This window comes from Rhodococcus sp. IEGM 1306 (genome assembly GCF_036541985.1).
GTDB classification, from domain to species: Bacteria; Actinomycetota; Actinomycetes; order Mycobacteriales; family Mycobacteriaceae; genus Rhodococcus_F; species Rhodococcus_F qingshengii.
Map to the genome: position 1 here is coordinate 312,517 of NZ_JAZHFF010000005.1, position 23,864 is coordinate 336,380.

28 protein-coding genes are annotated in these 23,864 nt (G+C 63.6%); 15 read left to right on the plus strand and 13 right to left on the minus strand.

All coding sequences use genetic code 11. The features are described from left to right. Positions 1-17: 17 nt before the first annotated feature. Positions 18-536: an Rv3235 family protein gene (locus tag V3587_RS16920; RefSeq protein ID WP_283377002.1), complete on the minus strand. Its 519-nt coding sequence runs from the start codon at positions 534-536 to the stop codon at positions 18-20. 129 nt (positions 537-665) lie between these two features. Here V3587_RS16920 and V3587_RS16925 point away from each other — a divergent pair, with 129 nt between their 5' ends. The 6 genes from V3587_RS16925 (at position 666) to V3587_RS16950 (ending at position 6,896) form a co-directional block, all read left to right on the plus strand. After that, positions 666-1,091 (plus strand): HAD-IA family hydrolase, encoded by a 426-nt coding sequence (locus tag V3587_RS16925; RefSeq protein ID WP_283377003.1) that lies wholly within the window; start codon positions 666-668, stop codon positions 1,089-1,091. Then, positions 1,085-2,494, plus strand: a complete 1,410-nt coding sequence (locus V3587_RS16930) for a WS/DGAT/MGAT family O-acyltransferase (RefSeq protein WP_095969099.1) — start codon at positions 1,085-1,087, stop codon at positions 2,492-2,494. Before V3587_RS16925 ends, V3587_RS16930 begins: the two co-directional genes overlap by 7 nt. A gap of 23 nt (positions 2,495-2,517) precedes the next feature. Further along, a complete protein-coding gene (locus V3587_RS16935; RefSeq protein WP_020969223.1) occupies positions 2,518-3,018 on the plus strand; it encodes a DUF6912 family protein in 501 nt (166 codons plus the stop codon). 92 nt (positions 3,019-3,110) lie between these two features. Beyond that, positions 3,111-4,229, plus strand: a complete 1,119-nt coding sequence (locus V3587_RS16940; protein ID WP_042450110.1) for a ferredoxin reductase — start codon at positions 3,111-3,113, stop codon at positions 4,227-4,229. A gap of 24 nt (positions 4,230-4,253) precedes the next feature. Continuing rightward, positions 4,254-5,516: a fatty acid desaturase family protein gene (locus V3587_RS16945; RefSeq protein ID WP_020907111.1), complete on the plus strand. Its 1,263-nt coding sequence runs from the start codon at positions 4,254-4,256 to the stop codon at positions 5,514-5,516. A gap of 138 nt (positions 5,517-5,654) precedes the next feature. Further along, on the plus strand, positions 5,655-6,896 hold the full coding sequence (locus V3587_RS16950; RefSeq protein ID WP_003940700.1) for a fatty acid desaturase family protein: 1,242 nt from the start codon (positions 5,655-5,657) through the stop codon (positions 6,894-6,896). A gap of 101 nt (positions 6,897-6,997) precedes the next feature. Here the strand turns inward: V3587_RS16950 and rsgA are convergent, their stop codons facing one another. Further along, positions 6,998-8,035, minus strand: coding sequence for a ribosome small subunit-dependent GTPase A (gene rsgA, locus V3587_RS16955; protein WP_124566400.1), 1,038 nt, complete (start codon positions 8,033-8,035; stop codon positions 6,998-7,000). After that, positions 7,984-9,297, minus strand: coding sequence for a 3-phosphoshikimate 1-carboxyvinyltransferase (gene aroA, locus V3587_RS16960; protein ID WP_283377004.1), 1,314 nt, complete (start codon positions 9,295-9,297; stop codon positions 7,984-7,986). Before aroA ends, rsgA begins: the two co-directional genes overlap by 52 nt. A gap of 49 nt (positions 9,298-9,346) precedes the next feature. Here aroA and V3587_RS16965 point away from each other — a divergent pair, with 49 nt between their 5' ends. After that, positions 9,347-10,099, plus strand: a complete 753-nt coding sequence (locus tag V3587_RS16965) for an SOS response-associated peptidase (protein ID WP_283377005.1) — start codon at positions 9,347-9,349, stop codon at positions 10,097-10,099. 3 nt (positions 10,100-10,102) lie between these two features. Here the strand turns inward: V3587_RS16965 and V3587_RS16970 are convergent, their stop codons facing one another. Together V3587_RS16970 and ybaK are read right to left on the minus strand one after the other, a co-directional pair. Continuing rightward, a complete protein-coding gene (locus V3587_RS16970; protein ID WP_095969103.1) occupies positions 10,103-10,816 on the minus strand; it encodes an SIMPL domain-containing protein in 714 nt (237 codons plus the stop codon). A 24-nt stretch (positions 10,817-10,840) separates the two neighbouring features. Beyond that, positions 10,841-11,335: a Cys-tRNA(Pro) deacylase gene (gene ybaK / locus V3587_RS16975; protein WP_095969104.1), complete on the minus strand. Its 495-nt coding sequence runs from the start codon at positions 11,333-11,335 to the stop codon at positions 10,841-10,843. 206 nt (positions 11,336-11,541) lie between these two features. Between ybaK and V3587_RS16980 the strand changes: the two genes are divergently transcribed. After that, a complete protein-coding gene (locus V3587_RS16980; protein WP_095969105.1) occupies positions 11,542-12,240 on the plus strand; it encodes a sigma-70 family RNA polymerase sigma factor in 699 nt (232 codons plus the stop codon). Further along, positions 12,237-12,518 (plus strand): mycothiol system anti-sigma-R factor, encoded by a 282-nt coding sequence (gene rsrA, locus V3587_RS16985; RefSeq protein ID WP_003940722.1) that lies wholly within the window; start codon positions 12,237-12,239, stop codon positions 12,516-12,518. The genes V3587_RS16980 and rsrA overlap by 4 nt, the downstream gene beginning before the upstream one ends. 101 nt (positions 12,519-12,619) lie before the next feature. Here the strand turns inward: rsrA and V3587_RS30705 are convergent, their stop codons facing one another. Next, positions 12,620-12,694: a 50S ribosomal protein bL37 gene (locus V3587_RS30705; RefSeq protein ID WP_022597109.1), complete on the minus strand. Its 75-nt coding sequence runs from the start codon at positions 12,692-12,694 to the stop codon at positions 12,620-12,622. Between the two features lie 136 nt (positions 12,695-12,830). On the opposite strand from V3587_RS30705, the gene V3587_RS16990 reads away from it, so the two are divergent. Together V3587_RS16990 and V3587_RS16995 are read left to right on the plus strand one after the other, a co-directional pair. After that, positions 12,831-13,046, plus strand: a complete 216-nt coding sequence (locus tag V3587_RS16990; protein ID WP_007731208.1) for a biotin/lipoyl-binding carrier protein — start codon at positions 12,831-12,833, stop codon at positions 13,044-13,046. Between the two features lie 8 nt (positions 13,047-13,054). Then, positions 13,055-14,557 carry a sensor histidine kinase gene (locus V3587_RS16995; protein WP_095969106.1) on the plus strand — a complete coding sequence of 501 codons (1,503 nt, stop codon included), beginning with the start codon at positions 13,055-13,057 and terminating at the stop codon, positions 14,555-14,557. 119 nt (positions 14,558-14,676) lie between these two features. Here the strand turns inward: V3587_RS16995 and V3587_RS17000 are convergent, their stop codons facing one another. Beyond that, positions 14,677-14,931, minus strand: a complete 255-nt coding sequence (locus tag V3587_RS17000; protein ID WP_003940950.1) for a WhiB family transcriptional regulator — start codon at positions 14,929-14,931, stop codon at positions 14,677-14,679. A 255-nt stretch (positions 14,932-15,186) separates the two neighbouring features. Beyond that, positions 15,187-16,143 carry a diacylglycerol/lipid kinase family protein gene (locus V3587_RS17005; RefSeq protein WP_095969107.1) on the minus strand — a complete coding sequence of 319 codons (957 nt, stop codon included), beginning with the start codon at positions 16,141-16,143 and terminating at the stop codon, positions 15,187-15,189. 41 nt (positions 16,144-16,184) lie between these two features. On the opposite strand from V3587_RS17005, the gene V3587_RS17010 reads away from it, so the two are divergent. Further along, positions 16,185-16,667: a hypothetical protein gene (locus V3587_RS17010; protein WP_124566395.1), complete on the plus strand. Its 483-nt coding sequence runs from the start codon at positions 16,185-16,187 to the stop codon at positions 16,665-16,667. A gap of 4 nt (positions 16,668-16,671) precedes the next feature. Here the strand turns inward: V3587_RS17010 and V3587_RS17015 are convergent, their stop codons facing one another. Together V3587_RS17015 and V3587_RS17020 are read right to left on the minus strand one after the other, a co-directional pair. After that, complete coding sequence (locus V3587_RS17015; RefSeq protein ID WP_003940724.1) at positions 16,672-17,151, minus strand: GNAT family N-acetyltransferase; 480 nt, start codon at positions 17,149-17,151, stop codon at positions 16,672-16,674. Positions 17,152-17,168: 17 nt separating this feature from the next. Next, positions 17,169-17,792 carry an acid phosphatase gene (locus V3587_RS17020; protein ID WP_095969282.1) on the minus strand — a complete coding sequence of 208 codons (624 nt, stop codon included), beginning with the start codon at positions 17,790-17,792 and terminating at the stop codon, positions 17,169-17,171. A gap of 71 nt (positions 17,793-17,863) precedes the next feature. Between V3587_RS17020 and V3587_RS17025 the strand changes: the two genes are divergently transcribed. Further along, a complete protein-coding gene (locus V3587_RS17025; RefSeq protein WP_283377006.1) occupies positions 17,864-18,661 on the plus strand; it encodes a ParA family protein in 798 nt (265 codons plus the stop codon). A gap of 13 nt (positions 18,662-18,674) precedes the next feature. Here V3587_RS17025 and V3587_RS17030 read toward each other — a convergent pair whose 3' ends face one another. After that, positions 18,675-19,877: an Rv3212 family protein gene (locus V3587_RS17030; RefSeq protein ID WP_283377007.1), complete on the minus strand. Its 1,203-nt coding sequence runs from the start codon at positions 19,875-19,877 to the stop codon at positions 18,675-18,677. Positions 19,878-19,886: 9 nt separating this feature from the next. After that, the gene (locus V3587_RS17035; protein WP_095969109.1) at positions 19,887-21,491 is read right to left on the minus strand and encodes a DEAD/DEAH box helicase; all 1,605 of its coding nucleotides are present in this window, start codon (positions 21,489-21,491) and stop codon (positions 19,887-19,889) included. Between the two features lie 377 nt (positions 21,492-21,868). Between V3587_RS17035 and V3587_RS17040 the strand changes: the two genes are divergently transcribed. Together V3587_RS17040 and V3587_RS17045 are read left to right on the plus strand one after the other, a co-directional pair. Beyond that, positions 21,869-22,564: a ferritin-like fold-containing protein gene (locus tag V3587_RS17040; RefSeq protein ID WP_166809817.1), complete on the plus strand. Its 696-nt coding sequence runs from the start codon at positions 21,869-21,871 to the stop codon at positions 22,562-22,564. Positions 22,565-22,672: 108 nt separating this feature from the next. Further along, entirely contained in the window at positions 22,673-22,903 is a 231-nt protein-coding gene (locus tag V3587_RS17045) for a DUF3107 domain-containing protein (RefSeq protein WP_003942312.1), read from the plus strand. A 72-nt stretch (positions 22,904-22,975) separates the two neighbouring features. On the opposite strand, the gene V3587_RS17050 is transcribed toward V3587_RS17045, so the two are convergent. Further along, a complete protein-coding gene (locus tag V3587_RS17050) occupies positions 22,976-23,647 on the minus strand; it encodes a TetR/AcrR family transcriptional regulator (RefSeq protein ID WP_095969111.1) in 672 nt (223 codons plus the stop codon). Positions 23,648-23,864 lie beyond the last annotated feature (217 nt).

Here is a 23,864-nt window from a genome sequence, read left to right on the forward strand (position 1 = left end):
CTCGGCAGGCTGGACGGTCACACCACGTGTAGTGCGGTGACCGTCCAGCCTGTTCCGTCTGTGCGGTCGATCCGACCCGCGACGGCAAACGTCTGCGTGCCTCGTGTGTACGTCGCACAGACTTCGGCGGTACTCTCCGACACTGCTTGAACGTGGGTGCGGTGAACGGCCGCGCCGCCCAGCTTTCGGGCCGAAAACTCCGAAGTGTAAAGTCGTGCAACAACTTCCAGGACGGACGGCGTCAACACGCCCTTGAGCTGTCGTGGATTTCGTCGTCGGTCGACGGTTTCGAGAACCAGGCGAAGCGATCGATTCCAGAAGATGTCGGCACCTGCCAAGCGCGGTTCCGGAGTGTGAGTGAACCCGGCACTGGGCGACGTTCCGTTGTGCGGCGACCTTCGCGGGCGATGCAGCATCCGGTCTGTTCGACACTGCATTCGGTCTGGCCGACACTGTGGCCGCACCAGCACGACGGTGTGTGCGTGCGGCTCGAAGTGCGGCGCCTGCTCGAGAATGATTGCGCAGTCCTGCTCCATGACATCCCCCCGGATGATCGTGCGTCCGAGACAACCGTCTCGACTTCGCTCCCCCGAGCGATGGTGAGAAGCATGACACGAAACGCTCGAGATGTCGCCGTGATCACCATCGCGACTTAGGGTGATGGCGTGCGGGGACTTCTGTTGGATGTCGGTGGCGTGCTGTTCGGTCCGGGATCGGATCTCGACGGCTTGAGCGCGGTCGTGCGCGCGGTGAGGGCCCGCGGAATCGTGACGGGAATCGTCAGCAACGATCCCGGCGGTGCCAATGCTCAGTGGTTGCGGGATCTCGGTGACGGGGTCTTGGTCGACGACGTGATCTTGTCCGGTGACGTCGAGATGGCGAAGCCCGACGCCGAGATCTATCTGTTGGCTGCGAGTCGGTTGGGCGTCGATCCGGGGGAGCTCGTCTTCGTGGACGATCTCGAGGTGAACGTTCGCGCGGCGGTGGCCGTCGGGATGGTCGGGGTCCATCACGTCGGCTCGGAATCGACCATCGAGGAGTTGTCGATTCTGTTCGATCTCGGCGAAGGAGGGGACACGAAGCCATGGTGAACAGACTGACCACTCAGGACGCGGCCTTCTACTTCCTCGAAGCCGGGACGACGCCGATGCATGTCGGCTCGTTGGGGATATTCCGGCAATTGCGAAACGGGATCGATCACGAGGAACTGCTTCGCCTGGTCGAAGATCGGCTCGGATCGGTTCCGCGGTACCGCCAGAGAGTTCGTGAGGTGGCGTTCGGGCTGGCCCGCCCGGTGTGGGTGGACGACTCGGATTTCGACATCACGTATCACGTACGTCGATCGGCTCTGCCCAAGCCGGGGTCCGACGAACAGCTGATGGATCTGATCGCGCGGCTGACGTCGAGACCTCTCGACAGCACGAGACCGCTGTGGGAGATGTACCTGGTCGAGGGTCTGAGCAGAAACAGATTTGCCATCTTCACGAAGTCCCATTCGTCGTTGGTGGACGGCGAGGCGGCTCCCGAGATCAGTCAGGTGATCTTCGATCCGGAGAAGAATCGAGCGCCCGGCCCCGAAGAATTGTGGATGCCCGCCAGGCCGCCGAGCGATACCAGCTTGTTGGTCAGCGCGCTGGCGGATCTCGTGACGAGCCCGGGGGAGGGGATCGCGCGGGCGCGTGCGGCGTTCAACGACGTGACCACGTCCGTCACCGAGGCGGTGAGCGCGCTGGGAAAGCTCGCAGAAGTGGTTCGAACGGCGACGCAGGTTGCCCCGTCGAGCCCGCTCAACGCCACCATCTCGCGCAATCGACGCCTCGCGGTGGCCAAGACGTCACTCGAGGACTATCGACGCATTCGCGCGCGGTACGGGTGCGAGATCAACGACGTGATTCTGACCGTCATCGCCGGAGCGATGCGGAACTGGTTGCTCTCGCGTGGCGAGCCGGTGACCGAGGCGACCATCGTGCGGGCGATGGTGCCCATGTCGGTCTACACGGATGGCCCCGAGAGTCCCGACGTCGACGATCCGCAGGCGCCGGGACATGTTTCCTCGTTCCTCATCGACCTGCCTGTCGGTGAACCCAACGCTGTGGTTCGGCTCTCGCACGTGGCGCATGCGACGGAGGCATTCGCGCGTCAGGGTCGGCGGGTCACCGCGCAGACGATGGTGCGAATGTCCGGGTTTGCGCCGGCGACGCTGCATGCGATGAGCTCCCGGGCGGCCAGCAGTCTGTCGCAGCGAATGTTCAACTTGATGATCACCAATGCGCCAGGGCCGCAGTTCCCGCTCTACCTCGGCGGAGCTCGGATGCTGGAGATGTATCCGGTGTCGCCACTGCTCAAGAATCAGACACTCAGCATTGCCCTGACGTCGTACGACGGAAATGTCTACTACGGTTTGAATGCCGACCGTGACGCGATGTCGGACGTCGACGTCGTTCGTTCGCTGATCTTCGAGTCACTCGAGGAATTGACGGATGCGAGTCGGTGACGAACGAGCATGAAGGTGGTCTCATGAGGGTGTACGTACCGGCGACGGTCGAGATTTTGCAGAAGTTGGTCGCAGATCAGGAGTTCGACCCGATGAGCCGGACGGCTTTTGCGGTCACCCCGACGTTGCGTGAGTCGTACGCGGCGGGGGACGACGACGAGTTGGCCGAGGTCGCCATGGGTGAGGCTGCGCGTGCGTCGCTGCGGCTGATCGCCGGAACCGAGGGCGACGTCACCTTCCGGCGTGCTGTCGTTGCCGCCGACGTCGACGATGCCGATGTGAAGTTGCGGCCCGATCTCGACGATTCGGTAGTCCGATTGGCAGGTCCTGTCACGATGGCTCAGGTTGCATCTGTGCATGTCGACCTCGAACAGGCAGAATCGGACATCGAGCGCGCTGCTGGCATAGTCGACGCGGCGGATCTCGGTGATGCCGATGCCGAGTTCACGCTCGGCGACGCGGAGGACCACGAGTTGGCGTGGTACGCCGCGCAGGAGTTGCCGTTCTTGCTCGACCTGCTGTAAATGTGCTTACCGTCAAGTAACCTACGGTACCGTAACCTGATAACCTACGGTACCGTAGGCAGTGGGTTCGGAAGGTGAGAGGTGGAGGTCTGATGGGTCTGAAGGACTGGATCGAGGCACCGGCGGCGTCGGTAGTTCCGGCAGCGCGGTCGAAGCTCAATCTGCTTCGCGGTGCGGCGGCTCGGCTGACCACACCGTTGCTTCCCGACGACTATCTGCACCTCGCAAATCCGTTGTGGTCCGCCCGCGAGCTGCGTGGTCAGATCGTCGAAGTCCGGCCCGAGACCACGGATTCGGCGACCATCGTCATCAAGCCGGGTTGGGGATTCGACTTCAACTACCAGCCGGGGCAGTACATCGGCATCGGCCTGCATATCGACGGCCGGTGGCACTGGCGGTCGTACTCACTTACTTCTCCTCCCAACTGGGAGAACAAGCGCATCTCCATCGCGGTCAAGGCCATGCCCGAGGGCTTCCTCTCGAGCCACCTCGTCAGCGGCGCGGTGCCGTCGGGAACCATCGTTCGACTGGCCACGCCGTCGGGCAACTTCGCATTGCCTGATCCGCCGCCGGAGAAGATCCTGTTCATCACCGCGGGCAGTGGCATCACTCCGGTCATGGGCATGCTGCGGACGATGAACCGGCGCGGTCAATTGCCCGACGTCATGCACATCCACTCGGCTCCGACGGAATCCGACGTGATGTTCGCCGACGAACTCACGGCACTGCATGCAGAGCACGAGGACTTCGTGAGCCACGTTCAACTCACGCGCCGTGACGGAAAGTTCAAACTCAGTTCACTCGACACGGTCTGCCCCGACTGGCGTGAGCGCCACGCCTGGGCGTGTGGACCACTTCCGTTGCTCGACGAGCTCGAAGACGTCTGGAAGGCGGAAGGCATCGAGGATCGACTCCACATGGAGCGGTTCGCGGTGTCGCGCATCGACGCTTCGGCGGACGGCGGCACGGTCACGTTCGAGAAGTCGGGTAAGACGATCACCGTCGACGGCGCGACGACCCTTCTGGAGGCCGGCGAGCAGTCCGGTGCCTTGATGCCCTTCGGTTGCCGTATGGGCATCTGCCAGACGTGTGTCGTACCTCTCGTTGCCGGCCACGCGATCGATCTACGTTCGGGTAAACAGCACGCGGAGGGTGAGCGCATTCAGACGTGCATCTCCGCTGCCGCCGGCGACTGTACGCTGGACGCATAGCTTCTAGGCACACGGAGGACCACGGTGGCCATCACCGATATCAAAGAGTTTTCGCACCTCACCGAGGCCGATGTCGAAGCTCTCGGACGTGAACTCGATCAGATTCGACTCGACATCGAAGACTCTCGTGGAATCCGGGACGCCCGCTACATTCGTCGCGTCATTCGCGTCCAGCGGGCGTTGGAGCTCGGCGGGCGTATCGCGCTGTTCGGCAGTCGGTACCGACCGGCATGGCTGGTCGGTACGACCCTGCTGAGCCTGTCGAAAATCATCGAGAACATGGAACTCGGGCATAACGTCATGCACGGGCAATGGGACTGGATGAACGATCCCGAGATTCACTCCGTCTCGTGGGAGTGGGACCAGACCGGTCCTTCCGAGCACTGGAAGCGCGCCCACAACTACCAGCACCACACGTACACCAACGTCGTCGGTATGGACGAGGATCTCGGTTTCGGGATCCTGCGTATGACGCGTGACGAGCCGTGGAAGCCGATCAACCTGTTCCAGCCGATCGCCAACGTGATCTTGGCGGCCACGTTCGAGTGGGGCATCGCGCTGCACGACCTCACGGCGGCAGCCGAGTTGGAGGGCGCGGAAAAGGGACAACTGAACTCGCAGGCGAACAAAGACTTCGCGCGCAAGATCTTTCGTCAGGTGGGCAAGGACTTCATCTTGTTCCCGGCTCTGACGGGGCCGGCGTGGAAGTCGACCATGACGGCCAATGCCACCGCGAATCTCGTGCGCAACCTGTGGGCGTACGTCGTCATCTTCTGTGGCCACTTCCCGGACGGTGCCGAGAAGTTCACGGTTGCCGAATTCGAGCAGGAGACTCGTCACGAGTGGTACCTGCGCCAGATGCTCGGTAGTGCGAACTTCAATTCGGGCAAGCTCATGGGACTCATGAGCGGCAATCTGAGTTACCAGATCGAGCATCACGTGTTCCCTGATCTGCCGAGTAACCGCTATCCCGAAATCGCTGTGAAGATGCGTGCATTGTGCGAGAAGTTCGATCTCCCGTACACCACCGGTTCGCTCTTCAAGCAGTATCTTCTGGCTCTGCGCACGATCCACAAGTTGGCTTTGCCGGACAAGTGGCTGACCGCAACCTCCGACAATGCTCCGGAAACCTCTTCGGAACTACGGTTCCGCGACTCGGGATTCCGGGACGCAGCCATGGCGATGGTCGAGGACCTTCGTACGGATCCGGTCACCGGTAAGCGTCTCGGTTTGTTGACCGCACTCAAGTCGCAGGCCCGTTCCCGCATGCCGAAGCGTCGGAAGTGATATAGGTTACATCGGGAAAAACCTAACCTACGGTGCCGTAAGTTACGCTACAGTAGGTGCAGTTGATCTGAACGATTCGCATTCATGATCGTTCTGCACTTACTACTTTGCGCCTAACTCACTGCTAGGAGGCTTTCCATGGCGATTGCAGATGTCAAGGAATACGCACATCTCACGGACGCCGACATCGAGGCGCTCGGCCGCGAACTCGACGCGATCCGTCGCGACATCGAGGAGTCGCGCGGCGAGAAGGACGCGCGCTACGTGCGCAACGTCATTCGCCTGCAGCGTTCGCTCGAAATCGGGGGCCGCGCAGTGCTTTTCGCCAGCCGTCGTCGTCCGGCGTGGCTTGCCGGTGTTGGTCTGCTGACGCTCTCGAAGATCATCGAGAACATGGAACTCGGGCACAACGTGATGCACGGGCAGTGGGACTGGATGAACGACCCGGAGATCCACTCCACCTCGTGGGAGTGGGACGTCACCGGCCCGTCTGCACACTGGAAGCAGACCCACAACTACCTGCATCACAAGTACACCAACGTCCTCGGAATGGACGACGACGTCGGATACGGCCTCCTTCGCGTCACCCGCGATCAGCGCTGGAAGCCCTTCAATGCCGGCAACCTGGTCTACAACACGCTGCTTGCTCTGTTCTTCGAGTACGGCATCGCCGCTCAGCACCTCGAGCTGGGCAAGGTGGCCAAGGGCCGCGCCGACAAGGAAGAGACGCAGCGCAAGCTTCGCGAGGTCGGCGAGAAGATCGGCAAGCAGGTCCTGCGCGACTACGTCATCTACCCGGCCATCACCGGCCCGGCGTGGAAGAGCACGTTGTCGGCCAACTTCACCGCCAACACCCTGCGGAACGTGTGGACCAACGCGGTCATCTTCTGCGGTCACTTCCCGGACGGTGCCGAGAAGTTCACCAAGGAAGACATCGACAAGGAAACACAGGCTCAGTGGTACCTGCGTCAGATGCTCGGCAGCGCCAACATCGAGGGCAGCGCGCTCATGGACTTCATGACTGGCAACCTGAGCTACCAGATCGAGCATCACCTGTTCCCCGATCTGCCCAGCAACCGCTACAAGGACATCGCGGTCACGGTGCGTCAGCTCGCGGACAAGTACGACTTGCCGTACACGACGGGCCCGCTTGCCGTGCAGTACGCCAAGTCCTGGCGCACCATCGCCAAGCTGTCGCTGCCCAACAAGTACCTCAAGGACACCGTCGACAATGCGCCCGAGACGGCGTCGGAGCGGATGTTCGACGGCGAACTGACGTCGACCGTCGATCCCGTGACCGGGCGTCGCAGCGGCCTCAAGAGCGCCATCGCACGCAAGCGTAAGAGCGGAAAGCTGCGCAGCCTCCTGGGCCTTCGCTGATTTCCCGCCTGCGCTGACCAGAACAGAAGCGGCCCGACACCATTCGATGGTGTCGGGCCGCTTTGCTGTTCTCGCGCTGGGACGTCGTGCAGGGGTGTCGCTCAGTACTGATCGTTGGACTTGATCGCTTCGAGCAGTTGTCGCACCGCGACGACGCGTCGAGCTGATTTGCCCTCCAGCAGGTCGAGCTTGCATTCGGGATCCGCCGGCGGCCCCAGGTGTGTGCATCCGCGCGGGCAATCCTCGATCGCCGCGGCAAGGTCCGAGAATGCCGCCACCACATTCTCGGGTGAGATATGTGCAAGGCCGAACGAACGGATGCCGGGAGTGTCGATGACCCAGCCGCCGCCGGCGAGGGGGAGTGCCACCGATTGTGTCGACGTGTGCCGGCCCTTGCCGACGCCGGACACGATGCCGACCGCTCGATTGGCATCGGGGACAAGACGATTGACCAGTGTCGACTTTCCGACGCCGGAATGCCCGATCAGGGCGGTCAGCTTGTGCTCGAGGATCTGCGTCAGTTCGTCCAGTGGATCGTCGCGACCGGCGACGACCACTTGGATGTCGAGGTCGGCGAAAGTGCTCGCGAATTCCTCGGGTGGTTCGAGGTCGCTCTTGGTCAGGCAGACGATCGGTGTCAGGCCGCCCACGTAGGCGGCGACCAGTGCGCGCTCGACGAAGCCGGTGCGCGGCGGGGGATCGGCGAGTGCCACGACGATGAGTAACTGCTGCGCGTTCGCGACGACGATGCGTTCGAAGGGATCGGTGTCGTCCGCGGTTCGGCGCAGAACCGTCGAACGCTCGGAGACCCGGACGATGCGAGCCAGAGTATCGGTTTTACCCGACAGGTCGCCGACAATGTCCACCTGATCGCCGACGACGATCGGGGTGCGGCCCAACTCGCGGGCGCGCATCGTGACGATCAGCCGGTCGGGATCACCGCCGAGGACGCAACCCCAACGACCACGATCCTTCGACACCACCATCCCCGATTCAGCCGAGAGATGCTCGGGCCGAGTCTTCGTACGGGGGCGGGATCCGCGTCCGGGGCGTACCCGGACGTCGGACTCGTCGTACTGCCGCGGACTCAGAAGCTTGCCTTCGGCGTCGCAGTCGAACTCTCGAGCATGTCGACCCACATGTTCTCGAAGCCGGGCAGTGTCTTGGCGGTGGTTCCTACATCGTCGACCTCGACGCCGTCGACGACCAGGCCGATGATGGCGCCGGCTGTTGCCATGCGGTGGTCGGCATACGAGAGCCATTGTCCGTCATGAAGTTCCGCGGGAACGATCGTCAGGCCGTCATCGGTTTCGGTGACGGAGCCGCCGAGCTTGTTGATCTCGTCGGCGAGGGCGGCCAGACGGTCGGTCTCGTGCCCGCGCAGGTGTGCAATACCCCGTAGATGCGAGGTGCCCTCGGCGAGGGCGGCCAGGGCCGCGACGGTGGGGGTCAGCTCTCCCACGTCGTGGAGATCGATGTCGATGCCGCGCAGTTTCTCCGGGCCGCGAACGGTCAGCACACCATCGGCGAGAGTGACGTCGGCGCCCATCGAGGCGAGGATCCCGCGGATCGCGTCGCCGGGTTGCGTGGTCGACGACGGCCACATCGGAACGCTGACGGTTCCGCCGGTCACTGCGGCAGCGGCCAGGAACGGGGTGGCGTTGGAGAGATCGGGTTCGATCGCCCAGTCCACGGCGCGCACCGGCCCCGGTGCCACACGCCAGGTGTCCGCGTCACCGCCCGTGGCTGGTGTCGTCACGGAAACTCCGGCTTCGCGGAGCATCTCGACGGTCATGTCGATGTGCGGCATGGACGGGACGGGCTTGCCGTCGTGGTGGACGGTGACACCCTCTTCGAAGGCAGCAGCCGAGAGCAGGAGACCGGAGACGAACTGCGACGAACCGGATGCGTCGATGGTGACCGTTCCGCCGCGTAGGGATCCGGTTCCGGTGACGGTGAACGGGAGTGCGTCACCCTCGATGTGTGCGCCGAGACCGCGGAGGGCTTCCAAGATGGTGCCGAGCGGTCGTGTGCGTGCCTGCTCGTCGCCGTCGAAGCGAACGATGCCGTCGGCCGTCGCGGCGAGCGGCGGCAGGAAGCGCATCACGGTGCCTGCCAGGCCGCAGTCGACCTCGCCGCCGCGCAGGGGCCCAGGGGTGATGCGAAGCGTGGTCGGATCGCCGGCTTCCTCGACACCGATGCCGAGGTCACGCAGAGCTGCGATCATCAGGTCGGCGTCACGGCTGCGGAGTGCACCGGTGATCGTGGACGGACCATCCGCAAGTGCGGCAAGAATCAGAGCTCGATTGGTGATGGACTTGGATCCGGGCAGCGTCACCACTGCATCGACGGGTGCTTGGGCCCTCGGGGCGCTCCACAGACTCAGACTCACATGGTCCATCTTCTCTCATCGGTGGGGGAATGGTCGAAACCGTGCCACCCTGGGTGTCATGTGCGGAAGGTATGCGACCACAGCGGACCCGGCCACCCTGGCGGTGGAACTCGATGCGCTCGACGAGACCGACCACTTGGCGTCCGTCGAAGCCGACTACAACGTGGCCCCGACGACCGAGGTGTTGACCGTCGTCGAACGCCACGATCGGGAAAACCCCGACAGCGATCCGACCAAGAGGATTCGGCGGATGCGCTGGGGACTGGTCCCGTCGTGGACCAAGGAACTGGGCAAAGGCCCGGTCCTGTTCAACGCCCGTGCCGATTCGCTGGCGGAGAAGCCGGCGTTTCGGACCGCCTTCAAGTTCAAGCGTTGCCTGGTCCCCATGGACGGGTGGTACGAGTGGCAGACCGAGGCCACCGGCGGGAAGAAGGCAGCGAAGATTCCCTACTACATGCACCCCGACGACGGATCACGGCTGTTCATGGCGGGTGTGTGGTCTGCCTGGCGGGACCCGAGGGGCGAGAACGCGAGCCCCGTCCTGAGCTGCTCGATCGTCACAGTCGACTCTCTCGGTCACCTCGAGCAGGTTCACGACCGCATGCCCCTCGCCCTGCCTCGCGACCGCTGGGAGCCATGGCTCGATCCCGACAACACCGTCGATTCGGCCCTGCTCGAGCCGGTACCGGATCTCTTCGAACGAATCGACGTCGATCGAGTCCGGCCGCTGGTCAACAGTGTCAAGAACAACGGACACGAGTTGATCGAGCCGGACGTCGACCGTGCCGGCGAGCAGATCAGCCTGCTCTAGCAGTCAGCCGAGGGCCCAGGTAACGGTCACTTCGAACGAGACCTGCTGGGTTCCCGGGGCGAGAACCATGTCGGACATCGAGGCGTCGGGAGCGCGCATGGTCTGACCGCCACTCGTGTCGTGCGCCTCGGTGATGGTCACGACGTTCTCGAGCGAAGTGCCGGACAGATCCGCGTACTGCTCGGCACGGTTCTTCGCGTCCTCGAAAGCTCGGGTGCGAGCGTCGGCCAGAAGCTGAGAGTCGTCGTCGATGGCGAAGGCGACGTTGCCGAGCCGTGCCGCGTTTCCGCCCGCCGCGATGCCGGCGTCCAAGACAGAAGAGGCCTTGTCGAGATCGCGGACGACGATCCGTACCGAGTTGGTTGCCCGGTAGCCGGTCACGTTGCCGCCGATGAACGGTCCACCACTCGCGTCGTACTGCGGCTGGACGGACAGATCGCTTGTCTGTACGTCCTCGGGGGCCACGCCGGCGGCGACTATCGCGTCGATCATCTGACGGGCCTTGTCATTCGACTCCGAGACCGCTCCCGATACATCCGGGGCAACCACCTCGATACCGATGTCGGCATTGAGGATGTCCGGCGCTCCGCGGACCTGCCCTGATCCGACTACCGTGACTTCCTTGGCGGCACTGTCCGAACTCCCGCAGGCCGTCAGCGAGACGGTGAGGGCTGCCGCTGCAGCGGTCAGTGCCAGAGTTTTCAGGTGTGGTCGCATGGTGAGACCGTAGCGACCGGATACTCAGCCCGCCGTGATTTGCGCCGTGACCGCGCCACTCAACTGCACGAGGTCCGTCGGAGCCAGCTCGATCTCGAGCCCGCGTCGACCGGCGCTGCAGAGAATGCGGTCCCAGTCGAGCGCCGACGCATCGATCACGGTCGGCAGTTTCTTGCGCTGGCCGAGCGGTGAGATACCGCCGAAGACGTAGCCGCTCGAGCGCTCGGCTTCGACGCGATCGGCCATGACTGCTTTGCTCGCACCGAGGGCAGCGGCTGCAGCCTTGAGCGAGAGCTTGTCCGGGACCGGCAGAACCGCGACGGCGAGCTTGCCGGTGTCGAGTTTGACTACCAGGGTCTTGAAGATCTGGGCAGCCTCGACGCCTGTCGACTCGGCCAGCGCGTCCACGGCTTCGTCGCCGAACGATTCGGCGCGAGGATCGTGGTCGTAGCTGTGGACTCGGTGCGGTGTCTTCGACTTGTCGAGAAGTACGGTCGCAGGGGTCGCAGTTCCGGCCATGAGGACACCCTATGCGGATCGCCGACAGGTGCATCCGACCAGGCCGGGAACAGAGTCGCAGACTCCCGTGTTGGTACCAGTTGATGAAACTTGTCCCGAGAAGCGAAGGAGCGACCGTGCTGGCTGTGTGTGAGCCACCACCGGCCCGTGGGTCGGATCTTCAGTTGGCGGTAACCTTGATCCCTACGGCTAGTGAAGGGATCAGAGTGCTGGAACACGACCGGCCCAAGGACGAACCGTCAGGGGTTACCGAACCTGCCGACGGCGCAGTGTCCGAAACGCCCGAAACTGCGGATGAGTTGATTGCCCGGTTCGAGCGCGACGCGCTCCCGCTGCTCGACCAGTTGTACGGCGCTGCCCTGCGTATGACTCGGAATCCGGCTGATGCCGAGGATCTCGTGCAGGAGACGTACGTCAAGGCGTACACCGCTTTCCGCTCGTTCCGTGCCGGTACCAACCTGAAAGCCTGGCTGTACCGGATTCTCACCAACACCTACATCAACTCGTACCGTAAGAAGCAGCGCCAACCCGCGCAGTACCCGACGGACGAGATCACCGACTGGCAGTTGGCCGCGACCGCTGAGCACACGTCCACAGGTCTGCGTTCGGCCGAGGTGGAGGCGCTCGACGCGTTGCCCGACGACGACATCAAGGCGGCGCTGCAGTCGCTTCCCGAGGAATTCCGGATGGCGGTGTACTACGCCGATGTCGAAGGATTCCCGTACAAGGAGATCGCGGAGATCATGGGCACACCCATCGGAACGGTGATGTCGCGACTGCACCGTGGTCGCAAGCAATTGCGTGGTCTTCTGGCCGATGTCGCAAAAGACCGGGGATTCAATCGGGACGGCGCAGTCGACACAGCCACAGTCGCAGCCACCGAGACGGAAGGTGTCACACGATGAGTGAGCAGGACGAATTCGAAAGGCTCGACTGCTCGGCAGTCATCGCCGACGTCTGGTTGATGCTCGACGGTGAATGTGACGATTCCAGTCGTGCTCGCCTGCAGCGTCATATCGACGATTGCGGATCGTGCCTCGAGGCCTACGGGATCGAAGAGAAGGTCAAGAGCCTGATCAACCGTAAGTGCGGCGGAGACCACGCGCCGGAAAGTCTGCGTCAGCGGCTCACCGTCGAGTTGCGTCGGACCATCGTCATAACGACTACCGAAACCGACAGCTAGCCCGTCAGCGACGATCTGAGCGGTAGTAGCGTAAGGCAGTAACGCCGAGGGGCGGGGAAGCAATGCTTCCCCGCCCCTCGGACGTTTTGTTGCGCTACATGTCAGGCGTTTGGACGCTTGCCATGGTTAGCGGCGTTGCCCTTACGGCTGCGCTTCTTACGACCACGCTTACCCATGATTGGTCTCCCTTCTGTTTCTTTCGCGTCATTGTTTCACGCCGATGCCGGTGTGGTTCCATTGGCAGGTCGATCGAGTGATCCGTCGACGTATTTTCGTGGTCAGAGTGCAGTTCCGACAGAAGTGAGGTTCACGATGGCAGAAGACGTCCGCGCCGAGATGGTTTCGACGGTCTACCAGGTGGTCGTGAGCGAGGGAGACGTCGTTGCGGACGGCGACACCCTGGTCATCCTCGAATCCATGAAGATGGAGATTCCGGTCCTGGCCGAGGTTCCGGGAACGGTGACGACGGTGGGCGTCAAGGTCGGCGATGTCATTCAGCAAGGCGATCTGATCGCCGTGATCTCCTAAGTCGGACGATGTCCACTCTCAGTGACCTCCTCGCCGAACACACCGATCTCCCGGGTGCGGCGGTCGACCACCTCCAGCGCGTAGTGGGCGAGTGGCAACTGCTCGCCGACCTCTCCTTTGCCGATGTTCTTCTCTGGGTGGGCACCGAATCGGAGAAGAACCGTTCGGAGGGGTCGGTCATCTGCGTCGCGCACTGCCGGCCGACAACGGCATCGACGGCTTTTCCCGAGGACGCGGTCGGGACGGTCGTTTCCGAGTCCGAGCACCCGCAGGTTCTCCGCGCTCTCGTGGAGGGCCGCGTCGTTCGCGGCGAAGACGAGACATGGCGTGAAGGAATGCCGCCACGTAAGGAAGCCGTCCCCGTGCGTCTGGACGGGCGCGTCATCGCGGTTCTGAGCCGCGACACCAACCTGTCGCACCAGCGAGCGCAGAGTCCGCTCGAGCTCGCGTATCTCGATTGCGCCGAAGACCTGTGTCAGATGATCAGCGACGGAACCTTCCCGATCCGAGAATCGCGCTCGGACACGAACTCGAGCCCACGTGCGGGCGACGGGTTCATCCGTCTCGACACCGAAGGCACCGTCGTCTACGCCAGCCCGAACGCGCTCTCGGCCTATCACCGGATGGGCTTGAGTTCGGATCTGGTGGGCCAAGACCTCGCGGCGTTGACCCGTTCGTTGGTCACCGACCCGTTCGAGTCTTCGGAAGCTGCGGGATACATCCGGGATACGTTGGCGGACAAGCCCGGTCGCCGTATGGAGATCGAGGCGCGCGGGGCGACCGTTCTGCTGCGAGCCCTGGTCCTCAAGCCGGGCGGTCGGCACGTCGGTGCTGCGGTCGTCGTCCGCGACGTCACCGAGGTCAAGCGTCGTGATCGCGCGCTCCTGAGCAAGGACGCGACCATCCGCGAGATTCACCACCGAGTGAAGAACAACCTGCAAACCGTCGCGGCGCTTCTGCGTCTACAGGCCAGACGAACCGGCAACGACGAAGCGCGACAAGCGTTGACAGAATCGGTGAGGCGCGTGACGTCCATCGCCCTCGTTCACGACACCTTGTCGATGTCGGTGGACGAAGAGGTGGATCTCGACGAGGTGATCGACCGGTTGGTTCCCATGCTCTCCGATGTCGCGGGAGTAGGTGTGCCGGTGACGATTCGGCGTGAGGGAAGTTTCGGAGTGTTCTCCGCCGAGCGTGCCACCCCGTTGGTCATGGTGCTGACGGAGTTGGTGCAGAACGCCATCGAGCACGCTTTCGATCCAGGTATTACCGGCACGGTCACACTGAGCGCCGAGCGTTCTGCACGCTGGTTGGACGTGATCATCCACGACAACGGGCGCGGGCTCCCGGAAAATTTCGACCTCGAGAAATCCGATCGCCTCGGACTGCAGATCGTTCGGACTTTGCTGGGCGCCGAACTCGGCGGCTCACTCGGACTGCACCCGGGGAGCGGCGGTGGCACCGACGCGGTTCTGCGTGTGCCGCTCGGTAGGCGTACTGCGCGTTACTGATTCGCGCATCGTAACTGATTCGAGCAGACAAAAAGCCCGGCACCATGTGGTGCCGGGCTGTCGTCTTCGACTGTGCGGAGGGGCTGTTCTCCGTCGCGAGTCGAACGTCTCGGTTCTACCTAGACGGAAGTGCGTGCACGGGTACGTGCGTTACGGCGCTTGAGTGCGCGACGCTCGTCTTCGCTCATTCCGCCCCACACGCCTGCATCCTGACCGGACTCGAGAGCCCAGGACAGGCACTCGGCGGTGACGGGGCAGCGGTTGCAGACAACCTTGGCATCAGCGATCTGAGCGAGGGCCGGTCCGCTGTTTCCCACCGGGAAGAACAGTTCGGGATCCTCGTCGCGACAGATTGCGTTGTGGCGCCAGTCCATCTTTTTTCGCTCCTTAATTGGGTGTGTATTCACACCATTTGGTACCAATGAGTTTGTGTGTGCGTCATCAATGTTTCCGCACTGTTACTTGTGAATGCTTTCACGAACTCGCGGTATGTCAATAGGTTTGAACGGGTTCGTGGGCCAACTCACTAATTTGTGACACACCTGACGGCCACCTGGGCGTCACCGGCATTTTACCCGATTTCGGCTATTCGGCACCAGAGTATTTGCAGGTCAAACGTGTTGCCTGACTCACGTCGCAATCGGCGCGAACACTTCCAGTGCATCCGGGACAGAGGTGAATTCGACCTTTTCGCGAAGTCCGATGTAGTCGCCGTCCATCTGCAGTCCGATCGGTCGCGACGATTCGATGGTGATTGACGGGACGTCGTCGGTGCGGAGAAGAACCTTCGATTTCGGCTCGGCGCCGCGTGCGAGGAGCTGTCGCACAACCCGCAAGGACGGTAGGACTTTGGTGCTCGTCATGGCGAAGATGCCGAGTCCGCTGTCGAAAGTCGTTCCCGGATTGGTGTGTACGGGGCGCTCTTCCAGATATGTCCACGGGCTCGAGTTCGACACGAACGCGTAGTGGACTCCGGAGACGGGATCCTGATCGGGAAGGTGGACGGTCAGTGCTGGTTCGGCTCGCTTGGCACGGAAGAACGCCGCGATTGCGGTTCGGACGTACCGGGCGGGTGTGGCGGCGTCACCGTTTTTGCGGCTGGCGTCGACGGCCTCGCAGACATCGGCGTCGAGGCCCATTCCGGCGTTGAACGTGAACCAACGGTTGTCGCAGTGTGCGAGTCCGATTCGGCGTCTCGTCCGCTCGGAGAGAAGGTCGACGAGTTGGTTCGTGGCATCGATCGGGTCGGCGGCGATACCGAGTGAGCGCGCGAAAACGTTTGCCGAGCCTCCGGGGACGACTGCGATCGTCGGGATCGGACCGACCGGAACCGATTTCATGGACGTGGGATGCGGTGACCCGAGCAGTCCGTTGACCACTTCGTTGACCGTGCCGTCGCCGCCGTGGACGATCACCGAGCCGAACCCGTCTTCGTGGGCTTCGCGCGCCAGTTCGGCAGCGTGTCCCCGATGTGTGGTGTGCGCCACAGTAAGTCGCACCCGACTCTCGAGGGCGTGTGCCAACAGGTCACGACCGGCAGCGGTGGTGGAGGTGGCATTGGGGTTGACGATCAGCAGTGCGCGCACGGGGCATGAGCCTATCCGGTGTCGTGTTCTAGGCTGGCCTCGTGCCGAATACCGCCAGTCCGAACGCCCTGCCCAAGACAGTCACATGGGCAGGTGCCCTCGTGACGCTGCAAGGGCTCGTTGCCGCCGGGTTCGCGATCGTCGCAGTGATTCGCGGTGCAACCGGCCACGATCAGAGCGTCACCAACGGATACGGATTTGCCGCCTGGGTCGCGATCCTCGGCGGCGCGGTGTTGGCTGCCGGTATAGCGCTGTTGACCGGTCGCCGGTGGGGCCGGGCCATCGCCGTCGTCGCCCAGCTGCTGCTCCTGCCGGTTGCCTGGTCGCTGCTGACCGATTCACATCAGGTTCCGCTCGGCATCGTTCTGGGTGTCGTCGTTCTCGGTGCCCTCGGCTGCCTGTTCTCGGCTCCGACGTCTCGGTGGATGGCAGCGGAGTACGGAGCGTATGCCGACGAGGCGTCATCGGACGAGGAACGTCCGGACGCCGAAGGAACCGGCGACACCGGGCGCAAGAAAGACTGAACTCCTACTCGGCCTCGGCCGCGAGCGCCCCCAGGTGGGTGCCGGTCAGGCGATATGTGGTCCACTCTGTCTTCGCGTCGGCACCGAGTGACTCGTAGAACTTGATCGAGGGGGTGTTCCAGTTGAGCACCGACCAGGACAGCCTGGTGTAGTCGTTGTCGGTGCACTCCTTGGCGAGCGCGGCCAGAAGAGCCTTCCCGTGCCCTGATCCGCGCTGGCTGGGCTTGACGTACAGGTCCTCGAGGTAGATGCCGTGCGCGCCGTCCCACGTGGAGAAATTGCGAAACCACAGCGCCATGCCGACGACGTCGTCGGCGGAATTCACAGCGACGTGCGCGAAGGCCGTCGCGGCCGGTCCGAACAAGGCCTCGCCGATCTGTTCCGCCTTCACGGTGCACTCGTCGAGGGCCTTCTGGTAGTCCGCCAACTCGTAGATCATGTCGGTGATCGGCTGGACGTCTGCGGGCGTGGCGCGTCGGATCATGCAGAGGATCTTAAGCCTCACGCCTCCACGAGCGGTGGCACGTTGTGGTGGAGGAGGTGAGTAGCCCCGTGCTCGTAACCGAGAACCGTGTATGCGCCGGGCGACAACGCGAAGCGCTTTCCTTCCGTCACGGGGAGCTCGAGCCAGCGAGCGATGAGTGCGCGTGAGAAGTGGCCGTGCCCGATCAGGATCACGTCCCGCTCGGGTAGCTGCGAACGCACCATCGACAGCACCATGTCGGTGCGGGCATGGATCTGGTCGGCCTGCTCACCGCCGGGGCACGGGTGCGTCCAGACGGTCCAATCGGGCACCGTTGCCCGGATCTCGGGTGTCGTGAGGCCCTCGTAGTCCCCGTAGTCCCATTCGGACAGTGCATCCCAGGTCCGCTCCTCCGGAAGGCCGGCAAGATCACCCGTCAGCTGTGCGCGCAAACGTGGACTCGTCAGAATCATGGGATTGCGGAGGTCGAGTGTCCGCAGTCGGTTTCCGGTCGCGGTGGCCTGCATTTCGCCGAGCGGAGTCAGTGGAACCTCGGTCCGTCCGGTGTGTTTTCCGGTCCGTGCCCACTCGGTTTCACCGTGGCGCATCAGTACGACGCGAGCACCGAGAGGGATCGACGAGGGGGTGGACTGGGAGGTCATGTCGACCATCATTGCAGGCTGCCTCGCGTGTGTAGCTCGCCTCCTGGCGCGAAGTGCGCAAGGATCTACGTGTGACGACGGTTCTCGCAGTGGCGAATCAAAAGGGCGGCGTGGCTAAGACCACTACCGTCGCCTCTCTCGGTGCGGCTTTGTCCGCGCTCGGACAACGAGTCCTGGTGGTGGATCTCGACCCGCAGGGCTGCCTGACGTTCTCGCTCGGCCACAACCCGGATCGCCTCGAGCGTTCGGTCAACGAGGTCCTGGCGGGTGATCTCGACGCGGTCGACGCCGTGCTGAAGACGGACGACGGCGTGGACCTGCTGCCGGCCACGATCGATCTCGCGGGCGCTGAAGCGTTGCTTCTGATGCGACCCGGCCGAGAGTTCGCGCTCAAGCGGGCGCTGTCTCCGCTCCTGGGTTCTTACGACGTCGTCATCATCGACTGCCCACCGTCGTTGGGTGTGCTCACACTCAACGGATTGACTGCGGCGCAGTCGGTTCTGGTTCCACTGCAATGCGAGACCCTCGCGCACCGCGGCGTCGGGCAGCTGCTGCGTACGGTTCGTGAAGTCCAAGCCATCACCAACCCGGATCTTGTTCTGCTCGGCGCACTTCCGACTCTGTACGACGCTCGAACCACGCACAGTCGCGACGTGCTCGCCGACGTCAGCGACCGTTACTCCCTCGCCGTTCTGGCGCCGCCGATCCCACGCACCGTCAAGTTCGCCGAGGCGTCCGCGTCGGGCGCGACGGTCCTCGCCGGACGAAAGAACAAGGGCGCGGATGCTTATCGCGAACTCGCCGACAATCTCGTAAAGCATTGGGCTGGAAACGAAGTCGTGACTTTCGCGCCGGAACTGGCGCTCTGAGGAAGGCGAGCTTCTAGCGCAGCGCGAACAAGGTATCGCCGCGCTGTTCCAGAATCGTCTCGCCCGCACTGGCGAGCACGATCGGTGTCGCCGTCTCACCGCGGTCGACGGCGATCATGCGCTGCACCGCTCCGTCCGACGGGCTGACGGCTGCAATGCCGCCCGGAACGGGGATGAGCATCTGACCGGCGACCATGCTTCCGGGCCCGGACGTTCCGTTGACGATCCACGTCGGAGCCAGATCGCTCAGTCGGAGGTTGACCGTCTGCGAGCCGGTCCACCATGTGATCGAAGCCTTGTCGGCGTGGGTGCGGGCACCCTCGGTCACCGCTCCCTCGATCGGATAGTCGACGATCGGGCTGCCGGATCCGTCGAAAATGCTGATGCGAGAAACAGTTCCGTTGGCGGCGGGGAGGTAGACCGCCGTTTTCTCGCCGGCCACGGCCAGCAGGCGGGCGCCCTCGGAGTCGAGGAGAATCGAGGATCCGTACTCCTCGGGTTCCTGGGCGTCCTTGGGAGCGGGATTCATCACCGTCAACCTGTTGGAGGCTTCACCGGGGCAGCGTTCGAGTACCGAGACACGGTTGGCGCTCGACGCGGCGTCGAGCAGCGTGCATCCGGTGCGAGGTTGCTTGTTGGGATTGACCTTCGCGTCGACCCGGCCGTACTCGAGGGTTCGGACAAGGTCCGAGCGCCACAGTTCCATTCGCTCACTGCCGCGGGAGATCAGGTAGGTGCCGTCCGCCGACAAACTGACCGCGGAATCGGCGTCGCTGTTGCGCTGGTCTTTTCGGGCGCCGGTGTCCGCGACCAGTGACGTGACCTGGGAGCAACCGCGATCGTCCTGATAGACGCTGACGACGCGATCCCATGAACCGATCGCACCGCACAGGGGTATGTTGCGCGCGTAACGCCACACTTCTTCACCCGTTGCCGGATCGCGGCCGATCACTTCGGAGCCGTCGGCGGTGACGACGGCATTGCCGACGGTGATCGGCACCGTCGAATCGGCACTGGCGGATTCCCACGTCTGCTTCAGGATGTCGGGCAACAACACCGACGTCGAGAGAGGCGGGAGAGACGTGTCTGCGGTGACCGAGGTGGTTCCGTGCGCATCACTGCGCAACCACACCACGGTCACCGCTACGACTACGGCCAGCGCGAGAGCCAGCGCACCGATCAGATCTGAGCGAGTACGCCTTTCGGGAGCCAGCACATCGGCAGCTTACTCTGCGGCGCCTGCCGTCGCGGTAGCCGCGGGGCGGCGACGCCGACGGCGACGCGGCTTGGCTGCTCCGTCGTCGTCCGTGTTCTCGGCACCGGTTGCGGCGGGTGCCGAGGGGGGAGCGGTGGTCGCGGTAGCCGTGGTGGACGTCGCGGCGTCGGCCGAAGCGCCGGCGCGGGTGCGGCGACGGGTCCGGTTGCGGCGGGGAGCGGCCTTCTCTTCGTTGCCGTCGGAGTCGGTCGTCTTCGGCGCGTCGGCCTTGTCCGTTGCGGCTTTGTCGGTTGCAGCCTTCTCAGGCGCAGCTTTGGCCTTGCGAACAGTGCCCTTGGCGTCGGCCGGGATCGACAGCTCCTCGTAGAGGTGCGGCGAGCTCGAGTACGTCTCGACCGGATCGGGGATTCCGAGGCTCAGTGCCTTGTCGATGAGCTGCCAACGAGGGATGTCGTCCCAGTCGACCAGCGTGACGGCGATGCCGGTGCGTCCGGCGCGGCCGGTACGACCGATGCGGTGGACGTAGGTCTTCTCGTCTTCGGGGCACTGGTAGTTGATGACGTGGGTGACGTCGTCGATGTCGATACCGCGTGCAGCGACGTCGGTGGCGACGAGAACGTCGACCTTGCCGTTGCGGAAGCCCTTCAGTGCCTTTTCACGGGCGATCTGTCCGAGGTCGCCGTGGACCGCGCCGACGGAGAAACCACGCTCGGCGAGATCGTCGGCGACTTTCTGGGCGGTGCGCTTGGTACGGGTGAAGATCATCGTCGCGCCGCGGCCTTCGGCCTGCAGTACGCGGGCAACCATCTCGGCTTTGTCGAGAGCGTGCGCACGGTAGATGTGCTGGCTCGTGCGGTCGTGCACTGCGGAGGATTCGGCTTCCTCGGCGCGGATGTGCGTCGGCTGCGTCAGGAAGGTGCGAGCCAGAGTGATGATCGGGCCGGGCATCGTGGCCGAGAAGAGCATTGTCTGACGCTTGTCGGGGACCATGCCCATGAGGCGTTCGATGTCGGGGAGGAAGCCGAGGTCGAGCATTTCGTCGGCCTCGTCGAGGACGAGAACGCCGACCTTGCCCAGGATCAGGTGCGACTGGTTGGCGAGGTCGAGCAGGCGACCCGGGGTGCCGACGACAACGTCGACGCCCTTCTGGAGTGCCGAGATCTGCGCCTCGTACGGCCGGCCGCCGTAGATGGGCAGAACCTGCAGACCACGGTCGCCGACGCGGAGGTACTTGCTGGCGTTCTCGAGGTCGCGGGCGACCTGGATGCACAGTTCGCGGGTGGGAACGATGATCAGCGCGCGGGGAGTGCCGTCGAGGACCGCCGTGCCGTTCTCGGCGGTGACGATGCGATGCAGGAGCGGGACGCCGAAACCGAAGGTCTTGCCCATACCGGTTCGTGCCTGACCGATGAGGTCGTCACCGGCGAGAGCCAACGGGAGGGTGAGTTCCTGGATGGCGAAGGTGCGCTCGATGCCGATCTCGTTCAGTGCGCGGACGATTTCGTCGCGGACACCGAGTTCGGCGAAGGTCGGGGGTACATGGGTGTCGTCGAGCTGGACGGAAACGGTGTTCTCGGTTGCTTCGTCTTCGTGGTCGACAGTGATCTTGCTCAGGGGACTAGCCTTTCCTCGTGGCGGTACGCACGCACAAGGTAAGGGGCCAGGCCGTAAGTCGGCCGATGTCGATGCCCTCTTTTTCTTCGGTCATGCCTACGCCTCAGCACTGAATTCCACTCGGACGAATTCGAACCGTCCGGCGATCTCGGCGAAGCGGGCAACAACCGTCGATGCAGGTGCGCGCACATTATCGGTGGGGTTCGTGTGAAGACAGCCGTCCCGGCTAACCAAATGGCCCGGGGGAACTGGCGAACTCCCAAGACCATTGTAGCTGCACGTTGTCCGTCCCTCGCGATGACATGTCGAAGATCACCGAATCGGACATGCGGTCCTTGGCGGTCGCGTCGGCCGTCGAAGCACTACAGTTCGTAGTCATGGGCGCACACGATCTTGATGCTTCGACGGACGCTGGAACCGGAGGCCGAGTCGCTTCCGATCACCCGGGCGTGATCGATTTGTTTGCCGTTCTCGCGTATGGCGAGATTTCGGCGTTCTACCGTTTGGCGGAAGACGCACAAATGGCTCCGGACCTGCGCGGCAAGGTGGCGTTTGCCAGCATGGCCGCCGCCGAGATGGACCACTTCGAGACTCTGGAAACGGCCCTGACGGAACGTGGCCACGAGATCTTTGCCGTCATGGATCCGTTCGTGCGCGCGCTCGACAACTATCACGCGTCGACGACGCCGTCGACGTGGCTGGAATCGCTCGTGAAGGCATATGTCGGAGACGGAATCGCTGCCGATTTCTATCGCGAGATCGGCCACTCCCTCCCGGCGGACGTCGCCGAGATCGTGGAGGACGTGCTCTCGCAGACGGGCCATTCGGAGTTCGTGGTGCTCGAGGTGAAGGCCGCGGTAGAGGCCAGCACCCGCGCCAAGGACCGGTTGATGCTGTGGGGACGCCGACTCCTCGGTGAGGCGATCACCCAGGCACAGTTCGTGCTGGCGCAGCGTGAGGACCTCACGGATCTGGTGATCTCGGCCTCCGGCGACCTCAACGGAGTTGTCGCGTTGTTCGACGGTATGCAGGCAAAGCACGCCGAGCGGATGGCGGTTCTCGGACTCGTCTAGGTGACGTGTTCGCTCTGGGCACAGCGTGCGGAGGAGCGTGGGCGGTCTCTGCTGCATTAGCCTTGCGTCGACAACGGATGTAATTCACGAACAGTTCGGAGGTTGACCGTGGAGGTCAAGATCGGTGTAATCGACAGCCCGCGTGAGCTCATCGTCAACAGCGAACAGACCCCTGACGAGGTCGAGACACTGGTCGCGGCCGTCCTCGGTGGCCGTGAGCCGGTTCTGGCACTGGTCGACGACAAGGGCCGCAAGTTCCTGGTGCAGGCTTCCCGTGTCGCGTACGTGGAGATCGGTCCGTCCGATATCCGCAAGGTCGGATTCGCGCCTACCGTCTGACGCGTAGCTGTAACAGCAGAAAGGGCGGGCAGTCGTGAGACTGCCCGCCCTTTCGCGTGTGAGTGTGGCCGATTACTTGGTTTCGGCTTGCAGTGGCACATGGGAGAGACCGCCCCACGCCAGGGTCACCGTGATTTCCACGGCCTCTTCCTTCGGGATCGGCCGCGCAGCTTCGAGCCAGTATCGAGCGGTGAACTGGCTGGCACCGACAAGACCGACCGCGAGGATGCGCGCGCGATACGGATCGAGTCCGGAATCCTGGCTGACCAGGTCGAACACGGCGTCGACGCAGGCTTCGGTGGCTTGTTCGACGCGTGTCTGGACCTGAGGTTCGCCCATGATGTCGGACTCGAACACCAGGCGGAAGCCCTGGGAGTCGTTGTCGACGAAGTCGAAGAACGCCTGCACTGCGGCGCGGACACGCTGTTTGTTGTCCGTCGTCGATCGCAGGGCCTGGCGTACACCCGAGATGAGGCTGTCGACGTAACTCTGCAGGACTGCGACATACAGTTCGAGTTTGCCTGGGAAATGTTGGTACAGGACTGGCTTGCTGACACCCGCACATTCGGCGATCTCGTCCATGCCGGCCGAGTGGTACCCGTTCGCGACGAATACCTCGCTTGCAGCTGCGAGGAGCTGGAGGCGGCGCGCATCGCGGGGGAGTCGGGTGCTGCGACGTGTTCCGGCAGGCTTGCCAGCCGATGTACCGCGATCGGAGTCTGTCCGATCCGCGAGTTCTGTCATGTCGCTTCCAATCTGAGCAAAAGTAATTCGGTCGGCGCGCGGATCCGCGAGTCGCGTGTGCGTACCCGCCAGTATCCTCCGTCACACCGGTCGTAGCCGAATGAACGATACCGTGTGTCGGCCGGGCGAGTCGCGCGCGCCTCGGTGAGCGAGACCAGCGGTCTTTCTCGTTACAGGACGGGTTGCCATGACACGCCAGGACCAGCGGGTTTCGGTC